This is a genomic window from Streptomyces sp. NPDC057424, assembly GCF_042803315.1.
Lineage (GTDB): Bacteria > Actinomycetota > Actinomycetes > Streptomycetales > Streptomycetaceae > Streptomyces.
On the sequence record NZ_JBHVCP010000065.1, the window covers coordinates 22,623 to 40,882 of the forward strand.

The 18,260-nt window shown below is 73.1% G+C and carries 16 protein-coding genes; 4 read left to right on the top strand and 12 right to left on the bottom strand.

Translation table 11 applies throughout. The features are described from left to right. Positions 1-48: 48 nt before the first annotated feature. Positions 49-762 (top strand): TetR/AcrR family transcriptional regulator, encoded by a 714-nt coding sequence (locus ACFU3E_RS33165; RefSeq protein WP_384166778.1) that lies wholly within the window; start codon positions 49-51, stop codon positions 760-762. Here ACFU3E_RS33165 and ACFU3E_RS33170 read toward each other — a convergent pair. From ACFU3E_RS33170 to rimP, 9 genes are all read right to left on the bottom strand, one after another. After that, positions 759-1,715, bottom strand: coding sequence for a bifunctional riboflavin kinase/FAD synthetase (locus tag ACFU3E_RS33170; protein WP_384166781.1), 957 nt, complete (start codon positions 1,713-1,715; stop codon positions 759-761). The two genes, ACFU3E_RS33165 and ACFU3E_RS33170, sit on opposite strands and share 4 nt — an antisense overlap. Positions 1,716-1,885: 170 nt before the next feature. Next, positions 1,886-5,305, bottom strand: coding sequence for a trypsin-like peptidase domain-containing protein (locus tag ACFU3E_RS33175; RefSeq protein ID WP_384166784.1), 3,420 nt, complete (start codon positions 5,303-5,305; stop codon positions 1,886-1,888). Between the two features lie 260 nt (positions 5,306-5,565). Next, complete coding sequence (gene truB / locus ACFU3E_RS33180) at positions 5,566-6,471, bottom strand: tRNA pseudouridine(55) synthase TruB (protein ID WP_384166786.1); 906 nt, start codon at positions 6,469-6,471, stop codon at positions 5,566-5,568. Then, on the bottom strand, positions 6,468-6,920 hold the full coding sequence (gene rbfA / locus ACFU3E_RS33185) for a 30S ribosome-binding factor RbfA (RefSeq protein ID WP_102912767.1): 453 nt from the start codon (positions 6,918-6,920) through the stop codon (positions 6,468-6,470). Before rbfA ends, truB begins: the two co-directional genes overlap by 4 nt. A gap of 44 nt (positions 6,921-6,964) precedes the next feature. Beyond that, entirely contained in the window at positions 6,965-7,258 is a 294-nt protein-coding gene (locus ACFU3E_RS33190; protein ID WP_384166789.1) for a DUF503 domain-containing protein, read from the bottom strand. Positions 7,259-7,411: 153 nt separating this feature from the next. Then, entirely contained in the window at positions 7,412-10,516 is a 3,105-nt protein-coding gene (gene infB / locus ACFU3E_RS33195; protein WP_384166791.1) for a translation initiation factor IF-2, read from the bottom strand. 145 nt (positions 10,517-10,661) lie between these two features. Then, positions 10,662-10,958: a YlxR family protein gene (locus ACFU3E_RS33200; RefSeq protein ID WP_384166793.1), complete on the bottom strand. Its 297-nt coding sequence runs from the start codon at positions 10,956-10,958 to the stop codon at positions 10,662-10,664. Between the two features lie 102 nt (positions 10,959-11,060). Further along, positions 11,061-12,059: a transcription termination factor NusA gene (nusA, locus tag ACFU3E_RS33205; RefSeq protein ID WP_384166795.1), complete on the bottom strand. Its 999-nt coding sequence runs from the start codon at positions 12,057-12,059 to the stop codon at positions 11,061-11,063. Positions 12,060-12,061: 2 nt separating this feature from the next. Further along, positions 12,062-12,562 carry a ribosome maturation factor RimP gene (rimP, locus tag ACFU3E_RS33210; RefSeq protein ID WP_384166798.1) on the bottom strand — a complete coding sequence of 167 codons (501 nt, stop codon included), beginning with the start codon at positions 12,560-12,562 and terminating at the stop codon, positions 12,062-12,064. Positions 12,563-12,779: 217 nt separating this feature from the next. Here rimP and ACFU3E_RS33215 point away from each other — a divergent pair, with 217 nt between their 5' ends. The 3 genes from ACFU3E_RS33215 to ACFU3E_RS33225 are packed head-to-tail and all read left to right on the top strand — an operon-like array spanning position 12,780 to position 14,737. Then, the gene (locus ACFU3E_RS33215; protein ID WP_384166801.1) at positions 12,780-13,334 is read left to right on the top strand and encodes a hypothetical protein; all 555 of its coding nucleotides are present in this window, start codon (positions 12,780-12,782) and stop codon (positions 13,332-13,334) included. Further along, positions 13,331-13,795 carry a ferritin-like domain-containing protein gene (locus ACFU3E_RS33220; protein ID WP_384166804.1) on the top strand — a complete coding sequence of 155 codons (465 nt, stop codon included), beginning with the start codon at positions 13,331-13,333 and terminating at the stop codon, positions 13,793-13,795. The genes ACFU3E_RS33215 and ACFU3E_RS33220 overlap by 4 nt, the downstream gene beginning before the upstream one ends. A 48-nt stretch (positions 13,796-13,843) precedes the next feature. Beyond that, positions 13,844-14,737: an aminoglycoside phosphotransferase family protein gene (locus tag ACFU3E_RS33225; protein WP_384166807.1), complete on the top strand. Its 894-nt coding sequence runs from the start codon at positions 13,844-13,846 to the stop codon at positions 14,735-14,737. A 45-nt stretch (positions 14,738-14,782) separates the two neighbouring features. Here ACFU3E_RS33225 and ACFU3E_RS33230 read toward each other — a convergent pair whose 3' ends face one another. From ACFU3E_RS33230 to ACFU3E_RS33240, 3 genes are all read right to left on the bottom strand, one after another. Continuing rightward, positions 14,783-16,483, bottom strand: a complete 1,701-nt coding sequence (locus ACFU3E_RS33230; RefSeq protein WP_384166810.1) for a proline--tRNA ligase — start codon at positions 16,481-16,483, stop codon at positions 14,783-14,785. A gap of 107 nt (positions 16,484-16,590) precedes the next feature. Then, positions 16,591-17,121, bottom strand: coding sequence for a GNAT family N-acetyltransferase (locus ACFU3E_RS33235; protein ID WP_384166813.1), 531 nt, complete (start codon positions 17,119-17,121; stop codon positions 16,591-16,593). A 106-nt stretch (positions 17,122-17,227) separates the two neighbouring features. Then, entirely contained in the window at positions 17,228-18,076 is an 849-nt protein-coding gene (locus ACFU3E_RS33240; protein ID WP_384166815.1) for a GNAT family N-acetyltransferase, read from the bottom strand. Between the last annotated feature and the right edge of the window lie 184 nt (positions 18,077-18,260).

Consider the following 18,260-nt stretch of genomic DNA (forward strand, 5'->3'; position numbering starts at 1 on the left):
TAAGGCGGTCAAGGGGAGCGCACGGGGGAAGCGAGAAGGAGGGGCTGGATGCCCGAGGGAAACAAGGGCCGACGGGGGGCGTCGGCGCGCACTCCGCTCAGTCGTGAGCGCGTGATCCGCACGGCGGTGGCGGTGGCGGACGAGAAGGGGGCGACGGCGCTCACCATGCGGGCCATCGCCGAACCGCTGGGCGTCGAGGCGATGTCGCTCTACCACCACGTCGCGGGCCGGGAGGACATCCTGGACGGCATGGTGGACGCGGTGTTCGCCGAGATCGACCTGCCACCGCGCGACACGGACTGGAAGAGTGCCCTGCGCCACCGCGCGGACTCCGCCCGTGCCGTCCTCCGGCGCCATCCCTGGGCCATCGGCCTCATGGACTCCCGTTCCCAGCCCGGCCCCGCGACCCTGCGCCATCACGACGCCGTCATCGGCACGCTGCGCGCCGGAGGATTCTCCGTCCCCCTGGCCGCGCACGCCGTCTCACTGATCGACAGCTACCTGTACGGGTTCGTGCTCCAGGAGCTGAGCCTGCCGTTCAGAGGCGCCGCCGAGCTGGACGAGGTCGCGGGCGCCATCCTGCGCGACATGCCCGCCGACGCCTACCCCCACCTCGCCGAACTGGCCACCGAGCACGTCCTCAAGCCCGGCTACGACTACGCCGACGAGTTCGTCTTCGGCCTCACCCTCATCCTCGACGCCCTCCACCCGGACGAGACCGCGGGCGCACAGCGCGCGGGCGGGCCTGCCGGGGACCGCTAGGCGGACCGCTCGGCCGCCGCCACCAGCTCGCGGCAGCGCTTGACGTCCTCGGCCATCTGCTCCAGCAGAGCGTCCAGCGTGTCGAACCTGGCCTGCCCCCGCACGAACGCCAGGAAGTCGACGGCGACATGGAGGCCGTACAGGTCGAGGCCCACCCGGTCGATGGCGTAGGCCTCCACCGTCCGCTCGGTCCCCTCGAACTGCGGATTCGTGCCGACGGAGATCGCGGCCGGCATCGCTTCGCCCTGGGCGTGCAGCCAGCCGGCGTACACACCGTCGGCCGGGACGGCCGTGTGCGGCAGCGTCTCGACGTTTGCCGTGGGGAAGCCCAGTTCCCGTCCGCGCTGGGCGCCCCGGACGACGACGCCCTCGACCCGGTGCGGACGGCCCAGGATCTCCGCAGCGCCCTCGACGTCGCCCTCGGCGACCAGCCGCCGCGTCAGCGTGGAGGAGAACGGTTCGCCGCCGCCCGCCTCGCCGGTCACGTACAGGTCGACGACCTCGACCTCGAAGTCATAGGTCTTGCCCTGCGTGGACAGGAACTCCACGTTCCCGGCGGCCTTGTGGCCGAAGCGGAAGTTGGGGCCCTCGACGACCGCCTTGGCGTGCAGCTTGTCGACCAGGACCTTGACGACGAAGTCGGCCGGGGACAGCTTCGAGAACTCGGTCGTGAAGGGGAGGATGAGCACCGCGTCCACGCCCAGGCCGGCCATGAGTTCGGCGCGGCGGTGGTGCGGGGCGAGCAGCGGCGGGTGGCTGCCGGGGCGGACGACCTCGCTGGGGTGCGGGTCGAAGGTGACGACGACGGCGGGCACGCCCAGCTCCCGGGCGCGGTCCACGGCGTGCCGGATGATCAGCTGGTGTCCGCGGTGCACTCCGTCGTAGGAGCCGATGGTGACGACGCTGCGCCCCCAGTCCTGGGGGATGTCCTCCAAGCCACGCCAGCGCTGCACTGTGCCTGCTCCTTGTCGAAAGCTCGTCGAACCCGTGTCCGGTCGGTTGTCCGTGGTTGCCTCGTGCGCAGGTCTAAGGGTGCCATGCCGGGTGCCTCCCGCCCGCATCGGCATGGGGGCTGTGACAGGGCGCACGACACCGTACTGCGGACCGGCGCCCGGGAGGCCGGTCACACGGGGACGCCCGCGTCCGCCAGGTTCTCGATCATCCGGTGGGAACTCGGGCCGACCAGCGCCGCCCATTCCTCGGGCGCCTCGGCCAGCCAGGCGGCCGCGCGGGCGGCGAAGCCCGGCACGTGCCGGCCCAGGTCGACCAGAGCCCGGTCGAAGCGGGTGGCGCCCTCCGGAGTGCGCACGAGGAGCAGGCCGATGCGGTGGACGAGGTCGCGCAGGTCGTCACCACCGTTGCGGGCGGCGGCCTGCAGCAGCGCGTCCAGGACGTCGGTGTCGTGCTCGCGCGCGAGGAGCGCGTCGCGCAGTTCGCGGCGCAGCGGACGCGAGGCGGGGATGCCGGGCGGGGTCAGGACGGCGGCGAGGGCGCAGCGCAGCCGCACCGGACCGTCCTCCAGCAGGCCGGTGACCAGCGGCAGGAGCACCGGCCGGGCGGCGTGGCCCCGGTCGAGCCGCTGGTCCGCGTACGCGGCCAGCTGCCCGGAGAGTTCCGGCCGGAGCTGAGCCGCCCGGCACAGCAGCGCGGCGACCCGCCGGGCCAGGCCCGGCGGGGTGGCGTCGGCGAGTGCCCGCAGCGCCTCCTCCGCGGCCGGCCGCTCCAGCCGGGCCGCGAAGGCCCCCAACACCGGCTCGGGGTCGGACAGGAGGGCTCCGGCCAGTGCGTCCGGCGAGAACCGCGGGTCGCCCGCCGCGAAGTACTCCAGCGCCCGCGGGAGGTAGCGGGCCCTGGTGTGCGGGTCCTGGACGAGGAGGGCGAGTGCGCCGCCGTGCAGGGCGCGGTCGGCGGGGCGGGCGAGCAGGGTGAGGGCCGCGTAGCGCAGGAGGGCGCGATCGCCTCCGGTGCTCACGTGCGGCGCGACGCGCAGTCCGTGCGCCACCGCGGCGCTCCGCCGCGCGGGTCGCTCGTCGCGCGCCCACCGGTCGACGGCCCGGCACACCGCCGACGGCTCCTCCTCGGCCAGCACGGCCAGAAGTTCGTCGGCCCGCCGGTGGCCCCGGTCGACGAGCACGTCCGTCAGATCGTCCAGGGCACCGTGGCGGTGGGTGTGCAGCAGCGCCTGCGCGGCCGTGGCGACGGTCGCGTGCGGGGTGGCGGGCAGCGGCTGCTCGTCGTCGAACCAGCCGGCGAGCTGTGGTTGTACGGCGGTGGGGTTGGCGGCGAGGAGTCCGGCGACGGCGTCCAGGAAGCGGGGCCCGGTCTCGCACGGCGGGCCGTCGGCGTGGATCAGCCGCCGCAGCAGCGCGCAGCGCGCCTCCTCCGGGAGCCGTACGCCGGTCCAGAAGGGGGGCCCGACCTCCTCCGGTACGGGCCGCTGCTGCCGCCGCCAGGCCACGATCCGGTCGGCGAGCAGCCGCAGCACCTCCGAGTACGGCGTCGCGTCGGGGAGTGCCGAGAGCGTCCCGGCGAGCAGCCGGGCGGCCCACCAGGACCGTGGATCGGCGTCCAGGGCGTGCACCAGGTCCGCCAGCCGGGAGGCCAGTTGACCGGCGCCGTGCTGGCGGGCGAGGTACAGCAAGGCCTGGACGACCGGCCCGATGCGGTGATGCGGCACGGGGTCGGACTGCGCGTCCTCGCCCCGGTGGACGAGGACGCGCAGAGCCTCGTCGAGGTCGAGGTGGGTGCCCTGAAGCCAGTCGGCGAGCCCCTCGTGCGCGAAGCGGTAGCCGGGTCCGGCGGGCACGAGCAGCCCCTCGGCGAGCACGGCCGACGCCCAGCCCGAGCAGCCGCCGAGTCGCGCCGGGGCGGGCCCCCACGGGAACACCGCCTCGAACGCCTCCCGGTCCAGGTCTCCCGGCCCCGGGCCGAGGCTGCGCCGGGCGGCCTCGTGCACCTGCCCGGCGACCCGGGCGGCCAGCCGGCGTACGGCAGTGCCGTGCAGGCCGTTGCCGGCGGCCAGCCGGTCGGCGATGCGCAGGGACATCAGGTCCAGGTGGGCGGAGAAGACCTCGTGCCGGTCGAGGGTGCCCATGGGGAGGTCCGGGGTGCCGGTGAGCGCGGACCGGATCTCGGCGAGGAGACGGAGGGTGAGGGGGTGCCGGGCGTCGGCGTCGGCCAGGGCGCTCTCCGGGACACCGTGCCGCAGGCGTGCTTCCCGGGCCTCGTCCTCGGTGAGGTCGCCGAGACGCACCCGCGCGGGCCGCCGCAGCAGCTCCGCCACCTCCTCCCAGTACTCCGTCCGGCACGCCACGGCCAGCCGTGCTCCCGCCGCCTCCAGCCACCGCACGGTCCCGTCCGTCCAGTCGGGCAGGCGGCGGGTCAGGACGGCCGGCATCTCCTCGGGGCCGTCGAGGAGGAGCAGCAGGGGACGGCCGAGGTCACGGGCCAGGCCGGCGAGGCGCTCGGGCGTGGTGTCGCCCGGGCCGTCGGGGAAGGGGGCGCGGGCGGCGACCGGCACGGCGACGGCCCGGGCCAGCGCCCGGTGTACCGCGTCCGCCAGCGAGATGTCGTCCTCCCGCAGGTCGCAGCCGCGCAGCCACAGCGTGGGATGCCCGCTGCGGGCGCGGCGCGCGGCGAGCGCGGCGAGTTCCGTCGTGCGACCGCTGCCGGGCGCCCCGGTGAGGCCGAGGACGGTTGCCCGGCCTGCCGCGAACGCGTCGAACTCGGCGGCCGCACCGGCGCGTTCGACCGGCTCCGGGACACCGGTCCCGCCGGGTGGGCCGTCCAGCCCCACCGACGTGCCGGTCAGCTCCAGCACCCCGGCGAGGTTCAGATCGGCCCCGTAGGCGGGAACCGTCGCCGCGTTCTCGGCGAGCAGTTCGGCCAGCGGCCCCGCCGCTCCGGGGATCCGGGCACACAGCGGTACGGCGAATCCGACGTCGCGGTGACCGGAGCTGAGGGCGGTGCCGAGCACTCCGACGACGGCGCCGGTCGCGGCGTCGAGCACGGGGCCGCCGGCCGCTCCGCCGCCCAGCCGCAGCGCGTCCCGCCCCGCCGTGCCGACGGCCAGCTCCAGCGCGTCGAGGCGGTGGGAGCGGTCCGTGGCCGCGTAGGTCACGGAGGCCGGGCCCAGCACCCGCGCCTCGCGCCAGCCGCCGGCGGCGATCCGCACATAGGCGCCGGCCCCGGCCCCGGCCCGGACGGTGACGGGCAGCGGCGGCACGCCGAGTCCCCCGGTCCGTACGAGGGCCAGGTCCAGGGCGGGCAGCGGGGTGACCGCGTCGGCGCCCACGACCCGGCGGCGGTCCCCGGCGCCGTACAGGACGATCCGGGGCAGGCCGTCGACGGCCTCGTGGCTGGTGATCAGCGTGCCGTGGTGGTCGGCGAGGAAGCCGGTGCCGCGGGGGCGGCCGGCCGGATCGTGGATACGGACGAGGGCGTCGCCGGAGACCGCCCCGTCCTCGTGTCCTGCTGTTCCGGGGCGGTCCGGGGAGCCTTGTGGGCTGTCCTCCGTCTCCCGGGACCGGTTCCGCGACGCCATCGTCGAGCCTCCCCGCCGTACACCCGTGCCCTCGTGTTCGACAGTAGGGGCGGGATGATCAGCGGGACAGATCGCTCTGCGAAAGCGCCCCCTTCCGCTCCCCCGGTTCACTCCGAGCGCCCGCACGGACGGGTGAAGGAACGGGGACGGCTGGATACACCCTAGGGGTGGGGGAACCGAGGGGGGACCGTGGAGCGGCGGCAGTGGGGGTGCCCCGTGGCCGCCGCTCCACGGGCGGGCACCGGCCCCCGGTTCCACCGTCAGGCGAAGACGGCGAGGCTCTTGGCCTTGCCCCGCTGCTCCTCGACGAGGGCGAGGAAGCGGCCCTCCGGGTCGAAGACGGCGACGGGGCCGGAGCCCGCGTACGTCTCGGGCATCTCCAGCCGTACGCCGTTGGTGAGCAGCCCGGCCCGCCGGGTGTCGACGTCCCAGCGGGGGAACGCGGCCGCGGCGGCGTCCGCGATCGGCATCACGGTCAGCTCCTGCTGGAGCTGGTCGAGGGTGCGGGCCGTGTCCAGTTTGTAGGGGCCGACGCGGGTGCGGCGCAGCGCGGTGAGGTGACCGCCGACGCCGAGGCCGGCGCCCAGGTCGCGGGCCAGGGCCCTGATGTACGTACCGGAGGAGCAGACGACCGAGACGACCAGGTCGAGTACGGCCGTGCCGTCGTCGGCGACGGCGTCCCGGACGTCGTAGACCCCGAAGGAGGAGACCGTGACGGGCCGGGCCGGGATCTCGAACTCCTCGCCCTCCCGGGCCCGCTTGTAGGACCGCACGCCGTTGATCTTGATGGCGCTGACCTTGGACGGCACCTGCATGATGTCGCCGGTCAGCTCGGCGATCCCGGCGTCGATGGCGTCACGGGTGACCTTGGAGGCGTCCGTGGAGGAGGTGGTCTCTCCCTCGGCGTCGTCGGTGAGGGTGTTCTGCCCGAGCCGGATGGTGCCCAGGTACTCCTTCTCCGTCAGCGCGAGGTGGCCGAGGAGCTTGGTGGCCTTCTCGACACCGAGGACGAGGACGCCCGTGGCCATCGGGTCGAGGGTGCCGGCGTGCCCGACGCGTCGCGTCCTGGCGATGCCGCGCATCTTGGCGACGACGTCGTGCGAAGTGAAGCCCGACGGCTTGTCGACGATGACAAGGCCGTCGGGCGTGGTGTGCTTCTGGGTCATTCGGCGCTGTCGTCCGTCTCGTCGTCCTCGTCGGGCTTGCGGTACGGGTCGGCGTCGCCGGCGTACTTCGCGCCCGCGGACGCCTCGCGCACCTTCTCGTCGGACATGCGCGCCTTGTCGAGGAGGTCCTCGATGGCGCGGGCGTTGTCCGGGAGGGCGTCCATGACGAAGGCCAGGGTCGGCGTGAACTTCACACCGGCGGCCCGGCCCACCTCGGAGCGCAGGATGCCCTTGGCGCTCTCCAGGCCGGCGGCGGCCGCCGCGCGCTCCTCGTCGTCCCCGTACACCGTGTAGAAGACGGTCGCCTCCCGGAGGTCACCCGTGACCCGGGTGTCCGTGATGGTGACGTGCGAGCCGAGCCGCGGGTCCTTGATCCCGCGCTGCAGCTTCTGGGCCACCACTTCCCGGATGAGGTCCGCCAGCCTCTTGGCCCGCGCGTTGTCGGCCACTGGTCCGTCTCCCGTTCTTTCCTGTCCGGTTCGTTCTCGGTTCGTCAGTCGTCTTCGCCGTGGAAGCGCCGCCTGACGGACAGCAACTCCACCTCTGGGCGGCCGGCGACCAGCCGTTCGCACCGGTCGAGCACGTCGCTCAGGTGCCCCGCATCGCCGGACACCAACGCGAGGCCGATGGCAGCCCTGCGATGGAGGTCCGTGTGGTCCACCTCGGCCGCGCTCACCGCGTACTTGCGCTGGAGCTCGGCGACGATGGGGCGGACGACGGAGCGCTTCTCCTTCAGCGACCGTACGTCGCCGAGGAGCAGGTCGAAGGACAGAGTCCCCACGTACATGTGTGTCCGGATGACCCGCCGGTACGGGATCGATGGCCCTGCCATCCGCGTGGCAGGGACATCAGAACCGTACAACGAACGGCCGGGGCCGATCGACGGAAATTACTCTCCGTCGACCGGCCCCGGACCGGACCGTCTCGGAAGCCCGAGCGCTCAGACGCGCGGCTTCTCGCGCATCTCGTACGTCGCGATGACGTCGTCGACCTTGATGTCGTTGAAGTTGCCGAGGTTGATACCGCCCTCGAACCCTTCGCGGATCTCGGTGACGTCGTCCTTGAAGCGACGCAGCCCCTCGATGTTGAGGCTCTCCGCGACCACCTTGCCGTCGCGGATGAGGCGCGCCTTGGTGTTGCGCTTGACCTCGCCGGAGCGGATGAGAACACCCGCGATGTTGCCCAGCTTGGACGACTTGAAGACCTCGCGGATCTCCGCCGTACCGAGCTCGACCTCTTCGTACTCCGGCTTGAGCATGCCCTTGAGGGCCGCCTCGATCTCCTCGATCGCCTGGTAGATGACCGAGTAGTACCGGACGTCGACACCCTCGCGCTCGGCCATCTGCTGCGCACGCCCGGCGGCGCGCACGTTGAAGCCGATGACGATGGCGTCGGAGCCCATGGCCAGGTCGATGTCGGACTCCGTGACCGCACCGACACCGCGGTGCAGGACGCGGATGTCGACCTCTTCGCCGACGTCCAGCTGGAGCAGCGAGGACTCGAGCGCCTCGACGGATCCGGAAGCGTCACCCTTGATGATCAGGTTCAGCTGCTGGACCTCGCCGGCCTTGAGCACCTTGTCCAGGTCCTCGAGGGAGACACGACGCGTGCGCTTGGCGAACGCGGCGTTGCGCTCGCGGGCGGCGCGCTTCTCGGCGATCTGACGGGCCGTACGGTCCTCGTCGACCACCAGGAAGTTGTCGCCCGCACCCGGGACGTTGGTCAGGCCCAGGACCTGAACCGGCGTCGACGGACCGGCCTCGGCAACGCTGTTGCCGTTGTCGTCGTGCATCGCCCGGACTCGGCCGTACGCGTCGCCGACCACCATGGTGTCGCCGACCCGCAGCGTGCCGCGCTGGACGAGGACCGTCGACACGGCACCACGGCCGCGGTCGAGACGGGACTCGATCGAGATGCCCTGCGCGTCCTGGTTCGGGTTGGCCCGCAGGTCGAGCGAGGCGTCGGCGGTGAGGACGACGGCCTCCAGCAGGGAGTCGATGTGCAGACCCTGCTTGGCGGAGATGTCGACGAACATCGTCTCGCCGCCGTACTCCTCGGCCACCAGACCGTACTCGGTCAGCTGACCGCGCACCTTGGTCGGGTCCGCACCCTCGACGTCGATCTTGTTGACCGCGACGACGATCGGGACCTCGGCCGCCTTGGCGTGGTTGAGCGCCTCGACCGTCTGCGGCATGACGCCGTCGTTGGCCGCGACGACCAGGATCGCGATGTCGGTCGACCTCGCACCACGGGCACGCATGGCGGTGAACGCCTCGTGACCGGGGGTGTCGATGAAGGTGATCTTGCGCTCTTCTTCGTTGACCTCGGTCGCGACCTGGTAGGCACCGATGTGCTGGGTGATGCCGCCGGCCTCGCCCGCGATGACGTTCGTCTTGCGGATGGCGTCGAGGAGCCGGGTCTTACCGTGGTCGACGTGACCCATGACGGTGACGACCGGCGGGCGGACCATCAGGTCCTCCTCGTCGCCCTCGTCCTCGCCGAACTCGATGTCGAAGGACTCGAGCAGCTCGCGGTCCTCCTCCTCGGGGCTGACGATCTGAACCGTGTAGTTCATCTCGTCGGCGAGGAGCTGCAGCGTCTCGTCGGAGACGGACTGCGTGGCCGTGACCATCTCGCCGAGGTTCATCATGACCGCGACGAGCGACGCCGGGTTGGCGTTGATCTTCTCCGCGAAGTCGGTGAGCGAGGCACCGCGCGACAGGCGAACGGTCTCGCCGTTGCCGCGAGGCAGCATCACACCGCCGACCGACGGGGCCTGCATGGCCTCGTACTCCTGGCGCCTCTGCCGCTTCGACTTGCGGCCACGACGCGCCGGGCCGCCGGGACGGCCGAAGGCACCCTGCGTGCCACCACGGCCACCGGGACCGCCGGGACGACCACCGAAGCCGGGACGGCCACCGCCACCGGGACCACCGGGACGACCGGCGAAACCGCCGCCACCGCCGCCGGGACCACCGGGACGACCGGCGAAACCGCCGCCACCGCCGCCGGGACGGCCGGCGAAACCGCCGCCACCCGGGCGACCGCCGCCGCCACCGGGACGACCGCCGCCACCGGGACCGCGGCCGCCGGGGCCACCGCCACCGGGACGCGGACCGGCAGCGGGACGCTGCGGCATCATGCCGGGGTTGGGACGCGGACCGCCGGGACCGCCGCCGGGACGCGGACCGCCGCCCTGCGGGCGGGGCATGCCGCCCGGGGTCGGACGCGCGCCGCCCGGAGCCTGCGGACGAGGACCGCCGCCGGCACCCTGCGGACGGGGACCGCCCTGGCCCTGACCCTGCTGCGGACGCGGGGCGCCGCCGGGAGCACCGGGGCCGCCCGGACGCGGGGCACCGCCCGGACGGGGCGCCTGCGGGCGCGCCATGCCGGTGGAGCCACCGGAGGTGAACGGGTTGTTGCCCGGACGGGGACCCGCCGGACGGGCACCGGGACGCGGGGCGCCGCCACCGGGACGCTGAGCGCCCGAACGGTCACCGCGGTCACCGCGGCCCTGGCCTCCCTGGCCGGGACCACCCTGGCGCGGAGCACCCGGACGCGGCGCCTGGCCGGCCGGACGCGGGGCGCCCGGACGCGGGCCGGAGCCCTGGGGCGAGGACGGCGCGGCGGGAGCCGCCGGAGGTGCCGTGAACTCGGGCGTGGTCGGAGCCGGGGACGCCGGGGCGGGCCGCGGCGCGGGCTTCGGGCCCGGGGTGGGACGGGGGCCGGGAGTGGCCGGCGCGGCGGGAGCCGCGGGCTTCTCGGCGGCGGCCGGCTTGGGGGCCGGCGGGCGCGGGGCGGCCGGACGGGCAGCCTGCGCCGGGGAGGGGGCTCCCGGCTTCGCCGGGGCAGCCTTGCGGGCAGGGGCGGACTTGCCGCCTCCGTTGCCCTGTTGGAGGGCGTCCGTCAGCTTGCGTACAACAGGCGCTTCGATCGTCGAAGACGCCGAACGGACGAATTCACCGAGTTCTTGGAGCTTGGCCATGACGACCTTGCTCTCGACGCCGAACTCCTTGGCGAGTTCGTAGACCCGGACCTTAGCCACTTCGCTCCTTTGAGGTCCGGGTTGCGTCCGGACCGTCGCTAGTTCATGGGCGTACTCATCGCGTACTCATCGAGTGCTCATCGCAATCTCGACCTGCTTTCGACTCGCGAGGTACCTAGCCGCACGGGGTTCCGTACGGCACGTCTTACCGTGTTGCCTGCTCGGCAACTGTTGTCTGCTCGACGTATCGGCGCAACGTCTTTGTGTCGAGCGGTCCCGGGACGCGCAGTGCCCGCGGGAACGCCCGGCGGCGTACCGCCTGGTCGAGACAGACCGGTGCGGGGTGAACGTACGCACCCCGGCCGGGCAGCGTACCGCGTGGATCAGGGACGCATGCGTCCTCGATCGCCACGATCCGCAACAGTTCGGCCTTGGCCGCTCGCTCCCGACACCCCACACAAGTGCGTTCAGGGCATGCGCGGGCTCGCGTCCGGCCAGACACTGTTAAGTCTACCTCCCCGTACGCTCCTCACCCCTTTGGGGCAGGATTCGAACAGATACCGCGCAGGAACCTGTCGTGATTTGAACGACGCGCGGCTTGGATCTATTCCCCGGAGCCGTTCCCGGCTGGTTCCGTGTCCGGGCGGATGTCGATCCGCCAGCCGGTCAGCCGGGCGGCGAGGCGAGCGTTCTGCCCCTCCTTGCCGATGGCCAGGGACAGCTGGTAGTCGGGCACGGTCACCCGGGCCGACCGGGTCGCCATGTCCACGATCTCCACTTTGGAGACCCGGGCCGGGGACAGCGCGTTCGCGACCATCTCGCCGGGGTCCTCCGACCAGTCGACGATGTCGATCTTCTCACCGTTCAGCTCGCCCATGACGTTGCGCACGCGGCCACCCATCGGGCCGATGCAGGCGCCCTTGGCGTTCAGGCCGGAGCGTGTGGACCGTACGGCGATCTTGGTGCGGTGACCGGCCTCACGGGCGATCGCGGCGATCTCCACCGACCCGTCGGCGATCTCCGGCACCTCCAGGGCGAAGAGCTTCTTCACCAGGTTGGGGTGCGTGCGCGACAGCGTCACGGACGGGCCGCGGACGCCCTTGGCGACCCGGACGACGTAGCTGCGCAGCCGCAGGCCGTGCGGGTAGGTCTCCCCCGGCACCTGCTCCTGCACGGGCAGGATGGCCTCGAGCCTGCCGATGTCGACGAGCACGTTCTTCGGGTCGCGGCCCTGCTGGACCACGCCGGTGACGATGTCGCCCTCGCGGCCGGCGTACTCGCCGAGCGTCGCGTCGTCCTCGGCGTCGCGCAGGCGCTGCAGGATGACCTGCTTGGCCGTGGTGGCGGCGATACGGCCGAAACCGGACGGGGTGTCGTCGAACTCGCGGGCCTCCTGGCCCTCCTCGAGGTCGTCGGGGTCCTCCTTCGCCCACACGGTCACATGGCCGGTCTCCCGGTTGAGCTCCACGCGCGCGTGGCGGCGGCTTCCCTCGGTGCGGTGGTAGGCGATGAGGAGGGCCGACTCGATCGCCTCGACCAGCAGGTCGAAGGAGATCTCCTTCTCCCGAACCAAGCCCCGCAGGGCACTCATGTCGATGTCCACGGCTACGCCTCCTCTTCCTTCATGTTGTCCTTGCGGCTGAACTCGACCTGGACACGCGCCCGGACGATGTCGTCGAAGGCGAGTCTGCGTGCGGTGGCCTTGCGGCCCTTCACCCCGGGCACCTCGGTGTCGACACCCTCGTCGTCGACCTTCAGGATCCTGGCGACCAGTTCGCCGCCCTCGGCCAGCTGGAACTTCACCAGCCGGTTCGTGGCGCGGACGTAGTGCCGGTGCTCGGTGAGGGGGCGCTCCGCGCCCGGGGTGCCGACCTCGAGGGTGTACTCGCCCTCGCCCATCGCGTCCGTCTCGTCCAGCTTCGCCGAGAGCGCGCGGCTCACATCGGCGATCCGGTCCAGGTCCGCACCGGTGTCCGAGTCGACGACGACGCGCAGCACACGCTTGCGGCCGACGGAGTCCACTTCGATCTCTTCGAGATCCAGGCCCTGGGAGCTGACGAGCGGTTCCAGTAGCTCTCGCAGCCTCTCGCTCTGGGTGGTGCTCATCCGGGTGACTCCTCGGCCGCGTGTGCTGTTGTGGGATGGGTCGCGTGTCTGATCAAAGGGTATCCGGTCGCGGGGAGTGTTGCCGTCCACCCGGTCACGAACGGTGCCGCTGAGTGATGCCGGGCGGGGGCCCGGGTACCGTGATCACGGGCGTGCAGCCCGTACAGTCCCTTCTTTCTCGTATGTTTCTCGAAACGAGCCCCCGAGGACGTCTGACGTGCCGTTCCCCCCATCGCCGCGTGCCCGCTCGGGGCCGCGCAGACGGAGTCTGCTCGCCGCCGCCCCGGCGGCCCTCGCCCTGACGGGCTGCACCGGCGGGGATTCCGGCGGCCCGGCCGGCGACGGCCCGTCGGCCGCCGACCGGGCCGCACGTGCGCGTGCGTCCCGGGACAGCGAGGCGCTGGTGGAGCACTACGACGCGGTGATCGCCGCCCGGCCGGGACTCGCGGGGCGGCTGCGGCCGCTGCGCGAGGAGGTCGTACGGCACGCGCAGGCCTTCGGCGGCGACCGGAAGGCGTCGCCTTCGGTCTCTCCTTCCGTATCAGCTTCCGTATCTCCTTCGGCAGCCTCTTCGGCCTCGCCCTCCCCGTCCGCGACTGTGCCGGGCAACGACAAGGACGCCCTCGCCGGACTCGCCGCCGCGGAGAAGGAGCTCGCCGACCGGCGGGCCAAGGCGCTGGGCGGGGCGCCGGGCGAGCTGGCGCGGCTGCTGGCGTCGGTGGCGGCGGCCGGGGCCGCGCACGTGTATCTGCTGACGAAGGGGAACGCGTGAGCGAGGAGAAGGACCGGGAGCTGCGTGCCCTGCAGGCCGCGCTGGCGGCCGAGCACGCGGCGGTGTACGGGTACGGCGTCGTCGGCGGGAGGATCGGCGACGGGCAGCGCACCGAGGCGATCACGGCGTACGACGCGCACCGGGCGCGCAGGGATGCACTGGTGCGCGAGGTGAAGGACCTGGGGGGCCGACCGGTGGCCGCGTCCGCCGGTTACGCGCTGCCCTTCCAGGTGCCGGACTCGGCGGCGGCCGTACGGCTCGCCACCGAGCTGGAGGACCGGGTGGCCGGGGTGTACGCCGACCTGGTGCGGGCGGCGGGCGGCGGGCGGCGGGCTCTGGCCGCCGACGCGCTGCGGGAGGCGGCGGTGCGGGCGGTGCGCTGGCGCGGCGAGAGCGTAGCCTTCCCTGGGCTCACCGAGCGGGCCGGCACGGCCCCGCCCTCGGCGGCGCCGACGGCGTGACCCGCGCAGGGCACGCACCGCGGACAGCAGGAAGGGAACGACTCGCGCATGGTTTTCGAACCGCCGAAGCGTCTGGTCAGGGCGCTCGGTGAGACGGCGCCGGACGGTGACGACTGGCTGGAGAAGCTGCCCGAGGCGGCGCAGCAGGCCGTCGCGCTACGCGAGTTGACCGTGGAGCGGGTGCAGGTTCCGGGCGGGCGCAGCAGCCTGGTCGTGCTGGTGCGGACGGCCGACGGGACGCCCGCCGTGCTCAAGCTGGCGCCGGGCCGGGCCCGCCCGGAGGCGGAGCGGGCCGCGCTCGCGCACTGGGCCGGGCGGGGTGCCGTGCAGCTGCTCGAGCCCTTCACCGCGGACGGCGTCCTGCTGCTGGAGCGGCTGCATCCGGACGTGTCGGTGCGGTCGCTGCCGGAGGCGAAGGCGCTGCTGGAGGCGGCGGGGACGCTGCGGCGGCTGTGGGTGGAGCCACCCGCCGACTTTCCCTTCGAGACCGTGGCCGAGCGGACCGGGCGGCAGGCCGAGGCGATGCGGGCGCGGGCCGATCCCGAGGTGGCCCCGCTGGTCGACCTGGCGCTCGCGGCGCGCGGGGAGCTGCTGGACGCGCCGCCCGAGCACCGGCTGCTGCACGGCACGTTCCGGCAGAGCAAGGTGCTCGGCGGGGAGCGGATGCCATGGCTGGCCGTGGGGCCAGACCCGGTGGTCGGCGAGTGCGCCTTCGATCTGGCCCGGCTGGTCAGGGACCGAGTGGAGGACCTGATCGCCCAGCCGTCCGGCGCGGCCACGACCCGCCGCCGGGTGAAGCGGCTCGCCGAGTCCCTGGACGTGGACCAGGAGCGGCTGCGGGGCTGGACGCTGTTCCGGGCCGTGGAGTCGGGCGTGCGGGCGGGGCGGGTCGGGCGGCCTCGGGACGCGGAGCTGCTGCTGGAGTTCGCGGGCTGGCTGTGAGCGCTCCGGGCGACCGGAGCGCTCGCGGCAGCGCCGTGGACGGTCCTACGCCGTGAGGCGGGCGACGGCCTCCTCGACCGTCAGTTCCTCGCGCTCGCCGGTGCGGCGGTCCTTCAGTTCCACCACGCCGTCGGCCGCACGCCTGCCGGCCACCAGGATCTGCGGTACGCCGATCAGCTCGGAGTCCGTGAACTTGACGCCCGGGGAGACGCCGGCGCGGTCGTCGACCAGGACGCGGACACCGGCCGCGGCCAGCTTCGCGGAGATGTCGAGGGCCAGCTCGGTCTGGAGGGCCTTGCCGGCGGCGACGACGTGGACGTCGGCCGGGGCGACCTCGGCGGGCCAGCACAGGCCCTTGTCGTCGGCGCTCTGCTCGGCAAGGGCGGCCACCGCGCGGGAGACACCGATGCCGTAGGAGCCCATCGTGACGCGGACGGGCTTGCCGTTCTGGCCGAGGACGTCGAGCTTGAGGGCGTCGGCGTACTTGCGGCCCAGCTGGAAGATGTGGCCGATCTCGATGGCGCGGTCGAGGACGAGGCCCGTGCCGCACTTCGGGCAGGGGTCGCCCTCCTGCACGACGACGACGTCGACGTACCTGTCGACCTCGAAGTCACGGCCCGCGACGACGTTCCTGGTGTGCGTGCCGGCCTTGTTGGCGCCGGTGATCCAGGCCGTGCCCGGGGCGATCCGCGGGTCGGCGATGTACGTGACCTTGTCCAGGCCCTGGGGTCCGACGTAGCCGCGGACCAGGTCGGGGCGGGCCGTGAAGTCCGTCTCGGTGACCAGTTCGACGGAGGCCGGGGCGAAGTGCGCCTCGACCTTGCCCATGTCGACCTCGCGGTCCCCGGGGACGCCGACGGCGACGATCTCGCCGTCGACCTTCACGAGGAGGTTCTTCAGCGTGGCCGAGGCCGGGACGCCGAGGGAGGCGGCGAGGGTCTCGATGGTCGGGGTGTCGGGGGTCGGGATGTCCTCGGCGGCCGGCACGTCCGAGCCGTCGACGGGCTTCAACTCGTACGTGATCGCCTCGGTGTTGGCGGCGAAGTCGCAGTTCGGGCAGTCGGCGAAGGTGTCCTCGCCGGCCTCGGCCGGGGCCAGGAACTCCTCGGACTTGGAGCCGCCCATCGCGCCCGCTGTCGCGGCGCAGATGCGGTAGTCGAGGCCGAGTCGCGCGAAGATCTTCTGGTAGGCCTCGCGGTGCAGGGCGTAGGACCGCGCGAGGCCCTCGTCCTCGGTGTCGAAGGAGTAGGAGTCCTTCATCAGGAACTCGCGGCCGCGCAGGATGCCCGCGCGGGGCCGGGCCTCGTCGCGGTACTTGTTCTGGATCTGGTAGAGGATGACCGGAAGGTCCTTGTAGGAGGACGCCTGGTCCTTCACCAGGAGGGTGAAGATCTCCTCGTGGGTGGGGCCGAGGAGGTAGTCGCCGCCCTTGCGGTCCTGCAGGCGGAACAGCTCGGGGCCGTACTCCTCCCAGCGGCCGGTGGCCTCGTAGGGCTCACGGGGCAGGATGGCGGGGAGCAGGACCTCCTGGGCGCCGACGGCGTCCATCTCCTCACGGACGATGCGCTCGACGTTGGCCAGCACCTTCTTGCCGAGGGGCAGCCAGCTCCAGATGCCGGCGGCGGTGCGGCGTACGTAGCCGGCACGGACGAGGAGTTTGTGGCTGAGGACCTCGGCGTCGGCCGGGTCGTCGCGCAACGTCTTCGCCAACAACTGGGACATGCGCTGGACCGGTACGTTCGCCATGGTTCCTCTGCTCCTGCTGCTGGGGGTCCCCCCGCTCGAGCGGAGCCGAGAGTGGGGGAAGGTGATGGCAGGAGGTTATCCGGGGGGTGCGGGGCGGTGGAAATCGGTTATCCGCGGCGCAGGGGCAGGGGGGCGCCCATCACGGCGTACGGCTTGGGCGCGCTGGGGAAGAGGACCTGGCGGGCCAGGTCCTGGTAGCCGAGGGAGCGGTAGAGGGCTCGGGCCGGGCTGTCGGTGTCGATCGCGGAGAGGATCGAGCGGGGTTCCGCGGCGCCGTCGGTGATCGTGGTGATCAGGGAGCGTCCGAGGCCGCGGTTCTGGTACGCGGGGTGGACGTGCAGTTCGGTGATCACGAAGGAGTCGTCGAGCCAGTGGTCGTGGCCGTTCGCCCTGAGGTACGGCTCCACGACGGTGGACCACCAGTGGGTGCGGTCGTTGGGCATGCCGTAGACGAACCCGACCAGGTCGCCGCCGACTGTGGCGCCGAGGGCGCGGGCGCCGGGGTAGGTCATGTGGCGGAGGACGATCTGGCGGCGGACGGCGACTTCGTCGGGGCCGAGACCGAAAGCCACGGCTTGGACGGCCAGGGCCTCGTCTACGTGGGCGGGGAGGTCGAGGGGGCCGATCACCAGGTCCATGCCGGGAGCCTACAGGGACGTTTGGGTGGTCGTCGGGGTGCGGGATTTTGTGCGATCGCTCGCGCGGTTCCCCCCACCGGTTCGAGCCCGCCCGCCCACTGCCCCCTCAGAAGAGCACGCTCATGAAAGCGCCGACCTCCTGGAAGCCGACCCTCGTATACGTCCTCCTGGCCGCCGTGTTGAAGTCGTTGACGTACAGGCTGACGACCGGGGCGACGTCGGCCAGGGCGTAGCGCAGGACGGCCGCCATGCCGGGGGCGGCCAGGCCGGTGCCCCGGTACTCGGGGGCCACCCACACGCCCTGGATCTGGCAGGCGCGGTTCGTCGCGGCGCCGATCTCGGCCTTGAAGACGACCTTGCCGTCCGAGTCGAAGCGGGCGAAAGCGCGGCCGGAGCCGACGAGTTCGGCGACGCGGGCCTGGTAGAGCAGGCCGCCGTCGCCGGCCAGCGGGGAGACGCCGACCTCCTCGGTGAACATCGCGACACACGCCGGCATGATCGCCTCCATCTCGTCCTTGCGGACGCGACGGACGTAGGGGTCCGGGGTGATGCCGGCCGGGAGGTGGTCGGTCACCATGAGCGGCTGGTGGCGGCGGACGTCGCGGGCCGGACCCCAGTGAGGTTCCAGCAGCCGCCACAGGTCGGAGGTGGCGCCGGAGGGGCCGACGATGGAGGAGCAGCGACGGCCGGCCCGGCGTGCACGGTCGGCGAAGGCGCGGACGGCGCGCGGGCCGGCGCAGATCGGGACCAGGTTGGCGCCGGCGTAGCAGAGGGACGTGAGGATCCCGTCCTCGTACCAGCCCCACATCTCGCCGCCGAGCCGCCACGGGTCGAGTCCGGCGATCTGCACGCGGGACGTCACGAAGGCGTTCGCGACCGGCTCGCGGTCGAGGACGGCGAGCGCGGCGTCCAGGTCGCTCGGTTCGAGGACCCGTGAGGTCGTCTGGGTCAACACGTCCGGGGGCCTCACACACTGGGGGCGGCTGGTCCCCGCACTATAGCTGCGCTGCTGGGGCAGGGTGCCTCGGAGCCCGTGGCTGCTCTGTGGGCGGGTGTGGGGGTTCCGTGGCTGCTCTGTGGGCGGCTGCGGGGGTTCCGTGTCCGGGCGCGCGGTCGCCCCGCGCCCTGATGGGCAGGGC